Raw genomic sequence first — 14,249 nt, 5'->3', positions numbered from 1 at the left:
GCCGCGGTCAGGGTCGCCTGACGGAAGCCTTTGTTAACGCAGCGCCGCAATAAGCTGGGGACATGACGTTGCGTGAGATCGAGGGGCGCATGACGGGCAGGTTTCGGCGCTGGTTCGGCCGCGGGAAAAGCGCCGGAGACGATGTGCCGGCCGCCGCGCCGCCGGAGGCCGTCCCGCAGCCCGGCGCGGAACGCCCGGCTCCCGACGGCGCATGCGTTTCCGCCGCCGTCGACGACATCGAGGCCGAGATCCTCGCGGCGATGCGCAAGCTCGCCCGCGAGCTCGACGAGGCCGGCGCGCTTTCCGCCGGTTTCGAGCGCGATTCCCGGACGATCAGCGAGAGCGCCGGGGGCATGCGCGTCGCCGTCGTCTCCGCCAACGAGAACGCCTCGGCCCTGGCCGCGGCGAGCCAGCAGGTCTCGGACGTCGCCGAGAAGGTCGACCTCTCGCTCGCCAGCCTGCGCGGCAAGCTCGACGCCGCCATCGCGCGCGCCGGCGAGGCGACGGCGATGCTCGACGGCCTGGCCGCCGCCACCGGCGAGATCCGCGGCATCGTCGATTCGATCGCCGATATCGCCCGGCAGACCAATCTGCTGGCGCTGAATGCCGCCATCGAGGCGGCGCGGGCGGGGGAGGCCGGGCGCGGTTTCGGCGTCGTCGCCCATGAGGTGAAGACCCTCTCGGTCGAGGTCCGCGAGGCGGCCGAGCATATCAGGGCCCGCGTCGACCGCCTGACCGTGGCGGCGCAGGGCTCGACCGAGATCGTCAATGACGCGCTCCAGATCGTGCGCGAGGTCAACCCGATCATGGGGCTGATCGGCAACGCCTCCCAGGAGCAGGCTGCCACCACCGCCGAACTCTCCCGCAACGCCCGCGAGACCGCGGATTTCGTCAGCGGCGTCGCCAGGCGGGCCGACGAGATCGACCGCATCGCCCAGGCGACGATGCTCGAGAGCGGCCAGGTGCGCCGCGCGACCGAGACGGGCGGGCGCCTGGTCGGCAACATGCTGCGGCGCTTCAAGCCGACGCTCAGGCACGCCCCTTTCGCCGACCGGCGCCGCTACGACCGCTTCCCGGCGGCGCGGCGCGCGCGGCTCTCGCTCGGCGATCTCGACATTGCGGGCGAGGTCATCGACCTCGGCCGGGGCGGAGCGCTCCTGGCCGATGCGCCCGAGGCGCGGCGCTGGTCCGGCGCGGACGGCCAGGTGACGATCGACGGCCTGCCGACCTTGCCCTGCCGGATGACGGCTGTGAGCGAGAGCGGCCTGCATATCGCCTTCGCGCCGGAGGCCGCGGCCGGCAGCGACGCGCTGGCGCGGGCGATCGAGGAGATCGAGCGGGCCTATCGGCCGCTGATCGAGCGCGCGCAGGATTTCGCCCGGCAGGTCGCGCTGGCGATGGAGGGGGCTCTCGACCGGGGCCTGACCAGCGAGAGCGAGTTGTTTCGCGTCAGCTATACAGCGATCGCGGAGAGCGAGCCGCGGCAATATCTGAGCCCGAGCCTGCCGGCCCTGGAGGCGGTGCTGCCGCCGGTCCTGGCCGAGATGCTCGCCAGCGATCCGCGGCTGGCCTTCGCCGTGGCCGGGGACCGCAACGGCTATGTGCCGGTCCACAATTGCGCTTTCTCGCTGCCCTCGCGCCGCGGCGAGCCGGACTGGAACGCGGCCCATGTCCGGAACCGGCGGATCTTCGACGATCGCGTCGGCATCGGCTTCGGCCGCTCGGTCCGCCCCTTCCTCGTCCAGCGCTCGCAGCAGGATCTCGGCCGCGGGCCGGAGGTCTTCAGCGAGATCGGCGCACCCGTCAGGGTTCGCGGCCGCCATTGGGGCGGGGTCAGGACGGCCTACCGGCTCTGAGCGCCGGCAGGCTTACAGCCTGTCCCAGCTCACCGAAACGTTCATCTTGCGGAAGGCCTGTTGCCAGAGCGTGGCCGCCTGTTCGAGGCGCTGCGGCTCGTAGAGGCCCTGCACCTGATGCACGCTGAGCGCCCAGCTCGCGGCGCCCGAGCTCTGCCAGACCTTCGCCAGCAATTGCCACAGCTTCTCGGGATCGCGCGCCCCGGCGCCGTTGCCGAAGACGGTGTACTGGCTCGAATTCTGCAGCATGTCGGAGACGAGCAGGAGCTTGCGGTCGCCGGTCTCGACCCGGTTCTCCCGCCGGGCCACGACATCGCCGATGGCCTCGACGATCGGCGACTGATTGCCCTTGCCCGGCTGGGTCAGAATCTTCAAGGCGTCGTCGAGCGGGCGGCCGAACTTCTCGACCCATTTGACGTATTCGCGGCGCGGGTTGCCGATGAACTCGCTCGCGGTCTTGCCGGGATTGCACAGCGAGATCAGCGCCGGGAAGCCGGGCTCGAACACGTCGTTGAAGACGTAGATCGAGAGCATCCGGTCGGCGGGCAAATCGTCGCCGATCTGCTTGACCAGCGCCTTGAGGCGCCCGGCCTGGACCTCGCTCCATGGGTCGCTCTTGTCGACCAGGATCAGCGTCTGCCCGACCGGGCCGGTCTTGGGGCAGAGCGTCTCCTGGTCGCGCGGCGGCCCGCGCAGCAGGGACGGGGCGACGAAGAAGCCGACGAGGGCGACGCCGGCGAGCAGGGAGGCGACGATCGCCCAGTTCTCGGTCTTCATGGGGTGAATCTAGCCTGCCTTGTGCGGACGCGGAACCACGGCCGTCATTCCGGGGCATTGCGCAGCAATGAGCCCGGAACCCATGAACATCGTCGTGGCAGAAGGATAAAAGCCGCATCCATGCGTCGCCTCCTTCGGAGGCCTCGTGTTCATGGGTTCCGGGCGCGGCCCTGCGGGCCGCCCCGGAATGACGGCCGTGGTTCCAGCGAGAGGTGCAAAACTTAGCGCGGCGCGGCGGCGAATTCCTCCGCCGCCTGCTTCTGCGCCGCCTCGTCGCGCTCGAAGGCCTCGCGCCCGGCCTGCGCCGCGCGCAGCTTGACCTGCTCGACCTCGCCGGCGAGGTCGATGCCGCGCAAGAGCACGAGCCGGTCTTTCAGCGTCGCCTCGACCAGTGCCGGCATGGTGCCGAGCTGCTGCTCGAAATCCTCGATCTGCCGGCGCGCGGCGACATATTCGGGCAGTTCGCCGGGCTGGTCGATCTCGGCGAGGTTGAGCGACTGGGCGAAATAGGCCGGCGGCAGATCGGTGCGGACGCGCAGATTGGCCTCGCGATACTGCATCATCGCCGCATCCTTGGCGGCGCGAAGCTGCCCGAGGCGGGAAAAATAGAGGTCGCGCGCCTTCTCGGCCCTGGCCTTCAGCCCCTGCAGCCTGCCGAGTTCGTCGCGGCAATCCTCGCGAAAGCCGTCGATCTGCGTCCTGAGCGCCTCCAGCTCCGGCAGCAATTCGCCGTCGAGCCGGCGCCGCTCCTCTTCGACCGCGCCCCAGCGCTGGCGCCAGCGCTTATAGGCGGCGGCGTGGCCGGGATAGCTGCCGAAGGCCGAATAGCCCTTGGTCGCCGAGACGAAGGCGACGATGCAGCCGATGATGACGAGCGCGACCGATTTCAGGTCGTAGATCGCGAAGGGGTTCTCCAGCATGCGCGGCATCACCTGGAAGGAGCGCGCATCGGGATTGGCGATCAGCATCTCGCGGTAATGGCCGACGGCGAGGTTGAACAGCACGACGAGCGCGATCATCCCGGCATAGGCCGGCAGCGCCCAGAACAGATGCGAGCTCTTCACATGCTGGCAGTAGCGCGCCGGCCCGACCCCCATGAAGAAGCCGAGCGAGATGTTGAGCGCCGAGATGATGACGGCCGTCGCCGCGCCGCCGACCAGGCCGAAATCGCTGGCCTCGGCGAAGAAATTGCCGTTGAGCAGGCTCTCGATCACCAGCGGCACGACCAGGAAGAACAGGATGAACTGCCATTTGTCGAGCTTGGGGTCGGCCCGGCGCCTGTTCTCGTAGTTGAAGAAGGCATATTCGCGCTTGGCCCGCAGCGCATCGTAGACGCGCTGCTCCAGCTCTCCGCCATGCTTGTTGAGCGCGGCCCGCATCGTCGCTTCGACGCCGCGCACGCGCCCCTCGAAGCGCTGCTGCGTGAACAATTCGCGCCGGCCGGCGATTTCGGCCTGGAGGGCGTTGAGGCTCGCCGCCGCCTCCTGCCGGATCGCGGCGAAATGCTCGCGGGCCCGCGCGATCAGCGTCTGCTCGGTCTGGGAAAGCATCGTCGCATGGGCGGCCGGCTGGTTCTCGAGCGCGTCGCCGGCGCCGTGATGCCCGGCCTTCACCGATTCGGCGAGATGATGCGCCGTGACGGCGGCGGTGGCGCCGCGCCGCTGCGGCTCGGCGCTGCCGTTCTCATTCGCCATGGGCGGACCGCATCAGGAAGTGGCGGGCGTCGACGACGTCGACCCAGAAATCGCGGAAGCCGGGATAGGCCGGCCGCAGATAGGCGCGCTCGAACCAGGCCGTCAGCATGACGAGTCCGGCCGTCCCCAGCACGGGCAGGGCCGCGCCGGCGAGCGCCGCGGGGCCCGTTTCCCAGAGCCGCCACCCCGTCCCGAGCAGGGCCAGGACACTGGCGATGACGAGCAAGGCGAGCACGCGATGCCGCCCGGTGTCGTAGGCGAGCCTGAGGCCGGCCGTCATCAGCGTCACGGCGAAGGCGGCGGCGAGCTCGAGCACCGCGACCCCCGCGATCAGCCCGGCGATCGTCGCACCGATCCCGGTCGGCGACGCCGGCAGCAGCGCACCATGCACGCCGCGGCCGGCCGACCAGGCGAGAGACAGGCAGGCGATCAGGGTCGCGGCGACGAGGATCGCGACGAGCGGCGTCCCGGAGCGAAGCCGTGCCGCGACGATGGCGAGCCGGGCGGCATGGGTCTGCCGCGCGGCTTCATAGAGCGCGCTGCCGGCCTCCCGCAGCCGGCGTGCCGCAACCTGAACCGTGGAACGCAACCGACCCGCCATGGCGGCGACGGTTACCGCTTTCGCGCGGCCGGTCAAGGGAAGGCGGGGAGGCGTCGCGCTCAGCCGCCGGTGACGCTCATATGCCGGCCGACGGCGGGACGGGAATGGCGGCGGTCGATGACGAAGTCGTGGCCCTTGGGCTTGCGCGCGATGGCCTCATCCATGGCGCGGAAGAGCAGGGCGTCGTCCTTCGAGGCGCGCACGGCGGCGCGCAGATCGGCGGCGTCCTCCTGCCCGAGGCACATATAGAGCGTGCCGGTGCAGGTCAGGCGCACGCGGTTGCAGCTCTCGCAGAAATTATGGGTCAGCGGCGTGATGAAGCCCAAAAGCCCGCCGGTCTCCTTGACGCGGACATAGCGCGCCGGCCCGCCCGTCCGGTACGGGTCGTCGACCAGCGAATACTTCTCCGCCAGATTTCCGCGCACCACCGAGAGCGGCAGGTACTGGTCGATGCGCCCGACCTCGATCTCGCCCATCGGCATGACCTCGATCAGGGTGAGGTCCATGCCGAGGCCGTGCGACCAGAGCATCAGTTGCTCGATCTCGTCGTCGTTGACGCCCTTCAGCGCCACGGCGTTGATCTTGACCCGGATGCCGGCCTTGCGCGCCGCCTCGATGCCGCCGAGCACGACGCCGAGGTCGCCGCGGCGGGTGATCTCGCGGAACTTGCCGGGGTCGAGCGTGTCGAGCGAGACGTTGACGCGGCGCACGCCGTAGCCGGCGAGCTCGGCGGCATAGCGGGAGAGCAGCGAGCCGTTGGTGGTCAGCGTCAGTTCGTCGAGCGCCCCGGAGGTGAGGTGGCGCGAGAGCGAGCGGAACAGGCTCATGATGTCGCGCCGCACCAGCGGCTCGCCGCCGGTGAGGCGCAGCTTGCGCGTGCCGCGCGCGACGAAGGCGCTGGCGATGCGGTCCAGCTCCTCCAGCGTCAGCAATTCCTTCCGCGGCAGGAACTGCATGGTCTCGGCCATGCAGTAGACGCAGCGGAAATCGCAGCGATCCGTCACCGAGATGCGCAGATAGGAGATCGCGCGGCCGAAAGGATCGACCAGCGGCGCCCGCGTCAGCGGCTTCATGTCGTCGAGCAGCACGTCTGCCTCAACTCCGGATGCGGCGCCCGCTCCGCGCTGGATGCGGGCGCTCCTTCGCATTGCTATAGCAGGACATTGGCACCGATGCGGCTGAGGTCAAGCGCATGGCTGCCGCGCGTCAGGAAAAGGAGGTGCACGATCATGTCATCCTGGCCGACAGAGCTTCGTCTCGCCAAGGACCGCCGCACGCTCCATGTCACCTTCGAGGACGGGGCGAGCTTCGCGCTTCCCGCCGAGCTCCTGCGGGTCGAAAGCCCGTCCGCGGAGGTGCAGGGCCACCATCCGACCCAGAAGACCATCGTGCCCGGCAAGGCTGGGGTCGAGATCCTCAGGGTCGAGCCGGTCGGGCATTATGCGGTCCGGCTCGGCTTCGACGACATGCATGACACCGGCATCTATGCCTGGGACTATCTGCGCGAGCTCGGCGAGCAGATGGAGGAGAAGATGCGCGCCTACGAGGCCGCCCTGGCCGAGAAGGGGCTCTCGCGGGAGAGGCGGCGATAGGCTGGTCGTGCGGGCGCCTTGGCGCTGCGGAAAAGAGAGGCGCTTGGGGTAGCAGTCCGATGTCGAAAACACCGTTGAGCCTTCAACTGCGCGAGATCACGAAAGATACGGTGCGCGAAGTGTGCGCGCTGGAAGTTCGGAGCGAGCAGAAAGGCTATGTCGCCGGGAACGCGCTTTCCATCGCTCAGGCGCATTTCGAGCCCTCCGCCGTTTTCCGCGCTATCTGCCTTGGCGACCAGCCTATCGGATTTATTCAATGGCGAAATGCAGAGGCGCCCGGCACGGTCATCCTCTGGCGGTTCATGATCGATCGGGCGCATCAGGCGGCGGGGCACGGCCGCAAGGCTCTGACGCTCGCTCTGGAGATGATGAGGTCCAGCGGTTTCGAGCATGTGGAGACGAGCGTCGTCCCGGGCCCTGCAAGCCCTCTCGGTTTCTATCTTTCGCAAGGCTTCGTCGAGGTTGGGCAAACGACGCCGCACGGCGAACGAATATTGAGGCGATCCCTTTAGAGCATCGGACTGAATATCGTACGCGGCCCGGCAACCGCCATTCCGGTTCCGTACGGAACCACCACCACCGTCATTCCGGCATTCTGGATTCTCATCTTCTGACAGGAGACGGATGGCGGATCCGGTCGAGGAGCCGTTCCGGGTTGGATCTCAAGACAAAAGCCGGCGTCGCCGCCGGCTTTCTTAAGCTGGGAGGGAGCGCCGCGGCTCAGCGCGCCACGACGACCCGCGTGCCGACCTTGGCCCGCTCGTAGAGGTCGATGACGTCCTCGTTCAGCATGCGGATGCAGCCCGAGGAGACGGCCTGGCCGATCGTTTCCGGCTCGTTCGAGCCGTGGATGCGGTAGAGCGTCGAGCCGAGATAGAGCGCGCGGGCGCCGAGCGGGTTGTCCGGCCCGCCGGCCATGTGGCGCGGCAGGTCGGGGCGGCGCTTCAGCATCGAGGCCGGCGGCGTCCAGCCGGGCCATTCGGCCTTGCGGGTGATCGCATGGGCGCCGGCCCAGTCGAAGCCGGGGCGGCCGACGCCGACGCCGTAGCGCACGGCCTTGCCGTCCGGCAGCACGAAATAGAGGCGCCGCTCGGTGGTGTTGACGACGATGGTGCCCGGGCGCTGCCGGGTCGGATAGTCGACGATCTCGCGCGGCACGGCGGTCGCCTGGGCCTTGGCGGGGTCGACATAGGTGACCAGCGGCTGGCGCGTCAGCGGGTCGATTTCGGCGCGGGCGGCGGTGCCCAGGGCAAGCAGGCCAAGGCCGGCGAGAACGGCCAGACGGGTGGAGCGAAGCATCGGAAGGACCTCGGGCGATCGGTGGCGCTGGCACGAAGTTGACACGGAAAGGTCAACGTCTCCTCAATGTCCTGTCAGACTCATTTGGGCCGTGCAATTGCGCCGCCATCACATCGATGAGAGCGGAGGAGCTTTGCTTTGCCGCGTTGCGCGCTTGCAACATGGCCCTTAACGCACCGGCCCGAAAAGCGGAGCGCGGCTTTCGGTAAAAGACGATGCAAAATCAATTCGATGAAGTATCGAGCTGAGTATGATGCTCAGTCCGATCCTCTCGCCGAAAGGCTGAGCCTCAGCTTCTCAGGACGACGCAGGCGCCCCGGTCCGCCTGGATGCGCCGGCACAGCGCGGCGGCCTCGGCCCGCGTCGCGGCCGGCAGGCGCACCCGGTAGAAGGCGCGCGTCCCGCGGCTGCGCAGCCGCGTGCCGATCACCATCGGCTGGAGGTCTCCGATGATGCTGCGGTGCCGCGCCCCGGCGCGCTGGAAGGAGGCCAGCGCCCGCGCCTTCGAGAAATTGCCGGCGAGCTGCACGCCCCAGGGCGCGAAGGGCGCCTGCGCGATCGCGGGCAGGGCGGGGCGCCCGCGCCGGATCGCGGCCAGCGTCGGTGCGCAGCCGGCCTGCGCCTCCTGCGCCATGGCGAGCGGCGGCGGCGAGCGCCCGTCGCCATGGGCGGTGTTCTCGGCATCCTCGGCCCAGTCCTCGGCGGTGTGGCCGGTGACCGAGAGGACGTAGTTCTCCGTCTCATAGGGCAGGAAGCGGCTCTGCTTCGCCTTGCGGGCGGCGAGCCAGGCGGCGACGCGGTTCGGCCCGCCATTATAGGCCGCGGCTGCCAGCCCCCAATTGCCGAAGCGGTCGCGCAGCTCGGCCAGGAAATGCGCGGCCTTGGGGACGGCCTGCTCGGGGTCGAAGGGGTCGATGAGCCCGCGCTCGCGCGCCGTGCCGGGCATGAACTGCGCGACGCCCTGCGCCCCGGCCGGGCTGGTGACGCCGGGGCGGAAGCTCGATTCCTGGAAGATCAGCCGCGTCAGGAAGGCGGCGGGCACGGAATGCGTGCGCGCCGCGTCGTCGATCAGCCGGCAGAGCGCGTCCTCGATGCCGGAGGAGGGCGTCGCGGCCTCCTCGGCGCCGGCGGGCATGGCGGCGAGCGCCACCGCCGCCGACAGCAGCAGCGGAACGAGGCGGCGCCGGCGGGGCGGGGAACGGAAAAGGTCCCGGAGCATCGCCGGCTTCTCGCATGTTCGGGACGCCGCAGCCAGCGCCCGCGCTTGCCGATTGTTCTGGTGGCCTCGTTCGTGCGAAGACGCGCCCCAGCAGCGGCGGATGCAGCGCCGCATCCTGCGGAGCGAAATGCCGAGATGGCGAAAGCCTGGATTGCCTGGTCGCGATGGTTCCTGCTGGCGGCGCTCGCCTGCGCCGGCCTGCTGCTGGGCTTCGTCGCCGCGCTCGATCCCTTCGGCATGCGCGTCCATGCCGGGCAGGCCGCCCGGCCGATCATGGACATCAACCAGCGCTACATGTACCCGCAGCTCGTGCGTTCCGGGGCCTTCGACGCGGCGGTCGTCGGCACCTCGACGATGCGCCTGATCGACCCGCAGGCCCTGTCGCGCGATCTCGGCGCCCGCTTCGTCAACCTGGCGATGAACGCCGCGACCCCCTGGGAGCAGACGCAGGCGGCGCGGCTCTTCCGCGAGCACGCCGCCGCGCCGCGCTGGCTGATCTGGGGGCTCGACGCGACCTGGTGCGAGGCCGACGCGACCGATCCGGCCAAGCGCCTGACGCCGCGGCCCGTTCCGGCCTGGTTCACGCGCGAGGTGCGCTGGTTCGACTGGCTGAAGCTGATGAACCTGACCAATCTCGAGATCGCCGGCCGGCTCTTCGCGCATCGCCTCGGCCTCGGCCCGGAGCGGATCCGCGGCGACGGCTACGCGGTCTTCACCCCGCCCGAGGGAAGCTACGATCTCGCCCGCGCCCGCGGCCACATCTACGGGGCGGCCGGCGGCACCCCGGCGGAGCTGGCGCCCCTGCCGCCGGAGCCGGTGCCGGCGGCCGAAAGGGCGGGCTGGCGCTTCCCGGCCCTGGACTGGCTGGAGGAGGTTCTCGCATCCTATCCGAAATCCACCCGCCTGATGCTGGTCCTGCCGCCTTCCCATGTCGCCGCCTTCCCGCGCGAGGGCAGCGTCGCCGGCCAGCGCCACGACGCCTGCAAGGCCGCGATCGTCGCGCTGGCCCGGCGCCACGGCGCCATGGTGGTGGACTACGCCCACGCCTCGCCGGTGACGACGCAGGATGCCAATTACTGGGATAATCTCCACTTCCGCCTACCGATCGCGCAGCGGGTCGAGGCGGAACTGGCAAGGATCGCCAAAGGCGGCCCGCCGCTGCCGGACGCCGCCGCGCGCGTCTCGCGATAGGCGGCTGCCAGAGCATCGGAGGGGAAAGCGGAATCCGCTTCTCGGAAAGATCCGATGCGCCGGCAATGCGATGGGTCAGGCTGCCCTGTGGGCCTGCTCGCGGCATGACCGCGTGGTTCCGCGACGGCGAAGCGGCTCAGAGCTGCTCGATCGAGGACAGCGAGAAATCCTCGCCGGCGGGGTTCTCGCCGACCACCAGCATCGTGTCGCCGGTGTAGTGATGGGGCGGGACGGGAAGATTGTAGGGAGCGGGAACGCCGCGGAAGACGCGCCCCGCCAGGTCGTATTTCGAGCCGTGGCACGGGCAGAAATAGCCGCCGGGCCAGGCGGCGTCGACGCTGGTGTCGCCGCTGTCGGGCCGGATCGTGGGGATGCAGCCGAGATGGGTGCAGATGGCGATGACGACCAGGAATTCCGGCCTGCTCGACCGGCACCAGTTCCGGGCATAGTCCGGCTGCTGGACGACCGTGGAATCGGGGTCGCCCAGCCTCGCCAGCAGGGCCGGGTTCTTCAGCTCGGCGAGAGCCGGCGCGGTGCGGTGCAGGACGAAGATCGGCTTGCCCTGCCAGAAGAGGGAAATCTGCTGGCCGGGCTGGAGATGCGAAAGGTCGATGGAGACCGGCTCGCCCGCCGCCCTGACGTCGACCGAGGGCTTCATCGAGGTGATGACGGGCCAGGCCACGGCGCCCGCGCCGACGGCGCCGAAGGCGGCCGTGGTCAGGAAGAGGAAGTCCCGTCGGGTGGGTGGATGTCGAGGGAATCGGGTTTCGGTCCGCGCGTGCATCGGCGCACCTCATCGCATCCGGCGGCATCGCCTGATGGCTGAAAACCGGCGTTGCGCCGCCTTCCTCAAGGTGGTGCGGCAGGGGCCGAAAACAAGGGCGGCGGGCAGCGTCCCGCCACGGCCCGCGCGGCGGTCGCACCCGTGCTTCGCGTGGAGCGCCTGGGGATGCGGGCGGGGGAGATCCGGAAGAAATGGTGGGCGATACAGGGATCGAACCTGTGACCCCTCCCGTGTGAAGGGAGTATGCTCATCTATCCAACCTCCTGCTGGAATGGTGGAATTTCCGTATTGGCGTCATCGCTCCCCCAGCAATCCCCCAGCGAGGGTAGGGCAGCGATCGAAGGCGCGTGGTTCGATACGTTCACATGGGTGTAGCGCTGGACCATGCTGATCTGCTTCCAGCCCCCCAGTTCCATGAGTTGCCGGATGTCGCGGTGAGCGGCGTAGTGCCATGTCGCCCATGTGTGGCGGCAGGTGTGCGGCGTCACATCGGTGGTCCACTGCAGTACCGGCTTCCCGTCCTTGTCTTTCTTCTTCGTGTCGACCCATTTGCCGAGGCCAGCGCGGCGCGTGGCGCCTTGGAACGCCGTCTTGATTTGGCCGCCCTCTCCGGCCTTCTCCTCGTAGGGGACTCCCTTGTGGCTTAGGAAAACCGGCCCCTCGCGCCGATTGGATCGCGAGAGGGCTGCGATCAAGGCGGGGTGCAGAGGAACACCGCGGTCCTCTCCGTTCTTCGTGTCGAGATAGACGACACTTCCGGCTGCCAGGTTGACCTGAGCCCAGTCGAGATAGAGCGCTTCCGAGACGCGCGCGCCGGTATAGAGCATCAGCAGGACGACAGGCCGGAGATGATCCGAGCACGCGGCCACGAGGCGACCGGCCTCTTCAACCGTGAGCCAGCGCGTCTTGCCCTTCGGCGGGCTCGGGCGTTCAATGGTGATCGGCGTGCACATCCCGCGCGCGGCGGCGTGCTGCATAACGGCCGACACCGGCGTGTAGACCTGACGGATGAGCGTGCTGCTCTTCCCCTTCGGGTAAAGGGCCTTCGCACAGGTGTCGATTGCGACCTGGTCGATCTTCGACAGCTTCGCCTGTCCGAAATGGCGAAGGATCGGCGTCATGAATCGTCCCTCGCCACCAAACTCAAGGTAGCTCGCGCAGGCGTGGGCGAACGTGGCGACAGCGGCACGACCGTGGATCGCTTCGTCGAGGAGCTCGGCTTCCCGGCGCGCGCGGAACTCTTCGGCCTTGTCGCGCTTGCGAGTGCCAGTGCTTTCTTCAATGCGGCGTCCGCGGACAGTCCCCCGGACGTACCAGAGACCGTCATCCGGGTTCTTGCGGTCTCGGACGAGTTTGAGCGGCATTTCAAAGCTTCTTTGATCGCATCGACATCCTGCGTCAGGAAACGCCATTCGCGACCGATTTTGTAGCCATAATCTTGATGGCTCGACAGCCAGCCTTGCAGCCAGCGGCGAGAGCAGCCGAGTGCATCGGCCGCGCCGTCGAGCGTCAATGGCTTCTCCATCTCGCGCGCCATGGCTCTATGCCCTCCTCAGCGCGTTGCCGGAGGAGACCATGCGGAAGCCGTCTTCGAACTCGAGGCCGACGCTGTTCATGGTGCCGCGCGCGAAGACGCGGCAGCGCTGGCCCTTCCTGCCGCAGCGGTCCCAGCGATAAATGTACGGGAAGTCAGCCATGGCGGCCCTCCGCCTTCTGGATCGCGGCATCAAGCGCCCCGAGCACATTGCCGGGCCGGACGCTCTCGCCTTGGGCCTTGAGCGTGACGAGAGCGCGCTTGGCGGCTTTCAGGAGATCGGGAGCCGCGACGATGACGTGAGCATTCGCCTCGTGCTCGCCGGACACCCCGCCCATGCGCCGCATCTCGCCATTGACGACGGCGGCGATGGCAAGCTCCTCGTGCTGAGGCTGGATGGTATAGTCGCCGAAATCGTCGAGCGTCATCCGCCAAGGGCCGGGAGTGTGGTTCGTCATTGCCGTGCCCCGGTCTCAGCGACACGACCCTCAGCACGCGCCAGCCATTCCCGCACCGCGACGAGCATGTCAGGCCGATCGGCATTGCTGACGTAGTTGACCCGGCCGCCCTCGACCTTACCGAACTCGAAGACGAAGAGAGCGAAGCCGAATTGCTTCGGCCGTTGCTCGCCGTTGAGGATGCCGTCGATGGTCCGCGCCATCTCCTGGTAAGGGATTTCGCTCATGCCGCTTCTCCGATGCCGATGGAGCCGGGGTTTTCGAACCGCACCGGCCGGGCATCATCGGGAACGCGATGCCTCCCGCGAGCCATAGGATGTTTTGGCGTGCCGTCGCCGTTCAGGCCGAGGCAGTAGAGATCGAGCGTGCGGATACGAGCCCCATCAGGGTCGTTGATGGTGTTGAACGCGTTTTCGAGGATGACGTCGAACTCGTAGCCGTCGATGGGCATCCGGCGCGACAGGCTGTTGCCCCACGCCGCCATGGCGAAGTCATGGACCGCGAGCTCTTCGGCCATCACGCTCCAGTTCTCCCAGAGCGCGTCCCGCCGATCCCAGCGCTGGCCGGCTTCGAAGTCGAGCCAGTCGATGACCCGCTTCGGATCAGGTTCGATGCACGGGATCGGGTTGAGCAGCAGGGCGCCACCGAATCCCCAGCGGTAGGAGAACGCGATGATGCGGCGCGCGGTCGGGTCCGTCTCAGAACGAGTTCCGGCATGGGACGGATTCAGCATGATCCACGGCAGGACCGGCACCGTGACATCCCAGAGATAGGTCAGGGCGAAGCGGCACTCATCGTTGGCACGAACGAGCGACTTCACGAACGGCGGCGAGCCAGGGCGGTTCTGGACGATCACAGCGCGCCTCCGTTCGCTTCATAGGCGAGCATGCGGGCCTGATGGCCGAGCTCGATGGAGGCCTGCGCGGCGAGCGAGGGCAGGGCGGCGCGGATCGTTTCCATCTCGACCGCGAGCGCGTGAAGCTTGGCGTCGCGCTCGTGCTCGGCATCGGCGCGGAACTCAGCCGCGACCTGATCCTTGATCCGCTTAGCTGCTTCGGCGGCCAAAGGCGGGATGTTCTGGTTCCAGTAGCTACCGGTCTCGACGCGGATGGCGACCTTGTCGATGTCGTAGCCGACGCGGTCAGGAATGCCACGGGCAGATTTGACGTCGCTATGGATCGCCTCGATCCGCTTCGCAGCGGCGAGGAACTGGTCAAGCGCGGTCTTGGGCTGGTCGGTCATAG

17 protein-coding genes are annotated in these 14,249 nt (G+C 68.6%); 4 read left to right on the top strand and 13 right to left on the bottom strand.

Annotated features, from left to right (window positions below; all coding sequences use genetic code 11):
• Window positions 1–89 precede the first annotated feature (89 nt).
• Entirely contained in the window at window positions 90–1,856 is a 1,767-nt protein-coding gene (locus tag ACWH43_RS15715) for a methyl-accepting chemotaxis protein (RefSeq protein WP_260348012.1), read from the top strand.
• Window positions 1,857–1,868: 12 nt separating this feature from the next.
• On the opposite strand, the gene ACWH43_RS15710 is transcribed toward ACWH43_RS15715, so the two are convergent.
• From ACWH43_RS15710 to moaA, 4 genes are all read right to left on the bottom strand, one after another.
• Complete coding sequence (locus ACWH43_RS15710) at window positions 1,869–2,633, bottom strand: hypothetical protein (RefSeq protein WP_260348011.1); 765 nt, start codon at window positions 2,631–2,633, stop codon at window positions 1,869–1,871.
• 221 nt (window positions 2,634–2,854) lie between these two features.
• Window positions 2,855–4,327, bottom strand: a complete 1,473-nt coding sequence (locus ACWH43_RS15705; protein ID WP_260348010.1) for a hypothetical protein — start codon at window positions 4,325–4,327, stop codon at window positions 2,855–2,857.
• A complete protein-coding gene (locus ACWH43_RS15700) occupies window positions 4,317–4,916 on the bottom strand; it encodes a hypothetical protein (RefSeq protein WP_260348009.1) in 600 nt (199 codons plus the stop codon). Before ACWH43_RS15700 ends, ACWH43_RS15705 begins: the two co-directional genes overlap by 11 nt.
• A gap of 71 nt (window positions 4,917–4,987) precedes the next feature.
• The gene (gene moaA / locus ACWH43_RS15695) at window positions 4,988–6,001 is read right to left on the bottom strand and encodes a GTP 3',8-cyclase MoaA (RefSeq protein WP_260348060.1); all 1,014 of its coding nucleotides are present in this window, start codon (window positions 5,999–6,001) and stop codon (window positions 4,988–4,990) included.
• Window positions 6,002–6,154: 153 nt separating this feature from the next.
• Between moaA and ACWH43_RS15690 the strand changes: the two genes are divergently transcribed.
• Together ACWH43_RS15690 and ACWH43_RS15685 are read left to right on the top strand one after the other, a co-directional pair.
• Window positions 6,155–6,520 carry a DUF971 domain-containing protein gene (locus tag ACWH43_RS15690; protein ID WP_260348059.1) on the top strand — a complete coding sequence of 122 codons (366 nt, stop codon included), beginning with the start codon at window positions 6,155–6,157 and terminating at the stop codon, window positions 6,518–6,520.
• A 59-nt stretch (window positions 6,521–6,579) separates the two neighbouring features.
• Window positions 6,580–7,032: a GNAT family N-acetyltransferase gene (locus ACWH43_RS15685; protein WP_158444591.1), complete on the top strand. Its 453-nt coding sequence runs from the start codon at window positions 6,580–6,582 to the stop codon at window positions 7,030–7,032.
• A gap of 208 nt (window positions 7,033–7,240) precedes the next feature.
• On the opposite strand, the gene ACWH43_RS15680 is transcribed toward ACWH43_RS15685, so the two are convergent.
• Window positions 7,241–7,819 carry a L,D-transpeptidase gene (locus ACWH43_RS15680; protein ID WP_158444590.1) on the bottom strand — a complete coding sequence of 193 codons (579 nt, stop codon included), beginning with the start codon at window positions 7,817–7,819 and terminating at the stop codon, window positions 7,241–7,243.
• Between the two features lie 289 nt (window positions 7,820–8,108).
• A complete protein-coding gene (locus ACWH43_RS15675; protein WP_158444589.1) occupies window positions 8,109–9,038 on the bottom strand; it encodes a lytic transglycosylase domain-containing protein in 930 nt (309 codons plus the stop codon).
• Window positions 9,039–9,173: 135 nt separating this feature from the next.
• On the opposite strand from ACWH43_RS15675, the gene ACWH43_RS15670 reads away from it, so the two are divergent.
• Window positions 9,174–10,229: a hypothetical protein gene (locus ACWH43_RS15670; protein WP_158444588.1), complete on the top strand. Its 1,056-nt coding sequence runs from the start codon at window positions 9,174–9,176 to the stop codon at window positions 10,227–10,229.
• A gap of 136 nt (window positions 10,230–10,365) precedes the next feature.
• Here the strand turns inward: ACWH43_RS15670 and petA are convergent, their stop codons facing one another.
• The 7 genes from petA to ACWH43_RS15635 form a co-directional block, all read right to left on the bottom strand.
• Window positions 10,366–11,013 (bottom strand): ubiquinol-cytochrome c reductase iron-sulfur subunit, encoded by a 648-nt coding sequence (gene petA / locus ACWH43_RS15665; protein WP_158444587.1) that lies wholly within the window; start codon window positions 11,011–11,013, stop codon window positions 10,366–10,368.
• Between the two features lie 251 nt (window positions 11,014–11,264).
• Window positions 11,265–12,377 (bottom strand): tyrosine-type recombinase/integrase, encoded by a 1,113-nt coding sequence (locus tag ACWH43_RS15660; protein WP_260348008.1) that lies wholly within the window; start codon window positions 12,375–12,377, stop codon window positions 11,265–11,267.
• A 177-nt stretch (window positions 12,378–12,554) separates the two neighbouring features.
• Window positions 12,555–12,710, bottom strand: coding sequence for a hypothetical protein (locus tag ACWH43_RS15655; RefSeq protein WP_260348007.1), 156 nt, complete (start codon window positions 12,708–12,710; stop codon window positions 12,555–12,557).
• Complete coding sequence (locus ACWH43_RS15650; RefSeq protein ID WP_260348006.1) at window positions 12,703–13,005, bottom strand: hypothetical protein; 303 nt, start codon at window positions 13,003–13,005, stop codon at window positions 12,703–12,705. Before ACWH43_RS15650 ends, ACWH43_RS15655 begins: the two co-directional genes overlap by 8 nt.
• Window positions 13,002–13,232, bottom strand: coding sequence for a hypothetical protein (locus ACWH43_RS15645; RefSeq protein ID WP_260348005.1), 231 nt, complete (start codon window positions 13,230–13,232; stop codon window positions 13,002–13,004). Before ACWH43_RS15645 ends, ACWH43_RS15650 begins: the two co-directional genes overlap by 4 nt.
• Window positions 13,229–13,861, bottom strand: a complete 633-nt coding sequence (locus ACWH43_RS15640; protein WP_260348004.1) for a DUF1643 domain-containing protein — start codon at window positions 13,859–13,861, stop codon at window positions 13,229–13,231. The genes ACWH43_RS15645 and ACWH43_RS15640 overlap by 4 nt, the downstream gene beginning before the upstream one ends.
• On the bottom strand, window positions 13,858–14,247 hold the full coding sequence (locus ACWH43_RS15635) for a hypothetical protein (RefSeq protein WP_260348003.1): 390 nt from the start codon (window positions 14,245–14,247) through the stop codon (window positions 13,858–13,860). The genes ACWH43_RS15640 and ACWH43_RS15635 overlap by 4 nt, the downstream gene beginning before the upstream one ends.
• Between the last annotated feature and the right edge of the window lie 2 nt (window positions 14,248–14,249).

Source organism: Allobosea minatitlanensis (assembly GCF_964020775.1).
Note: the sequence above shows the minus strand (reverse complement) of the source record. Positions and strands in the feature narration are given on the sequence as shown.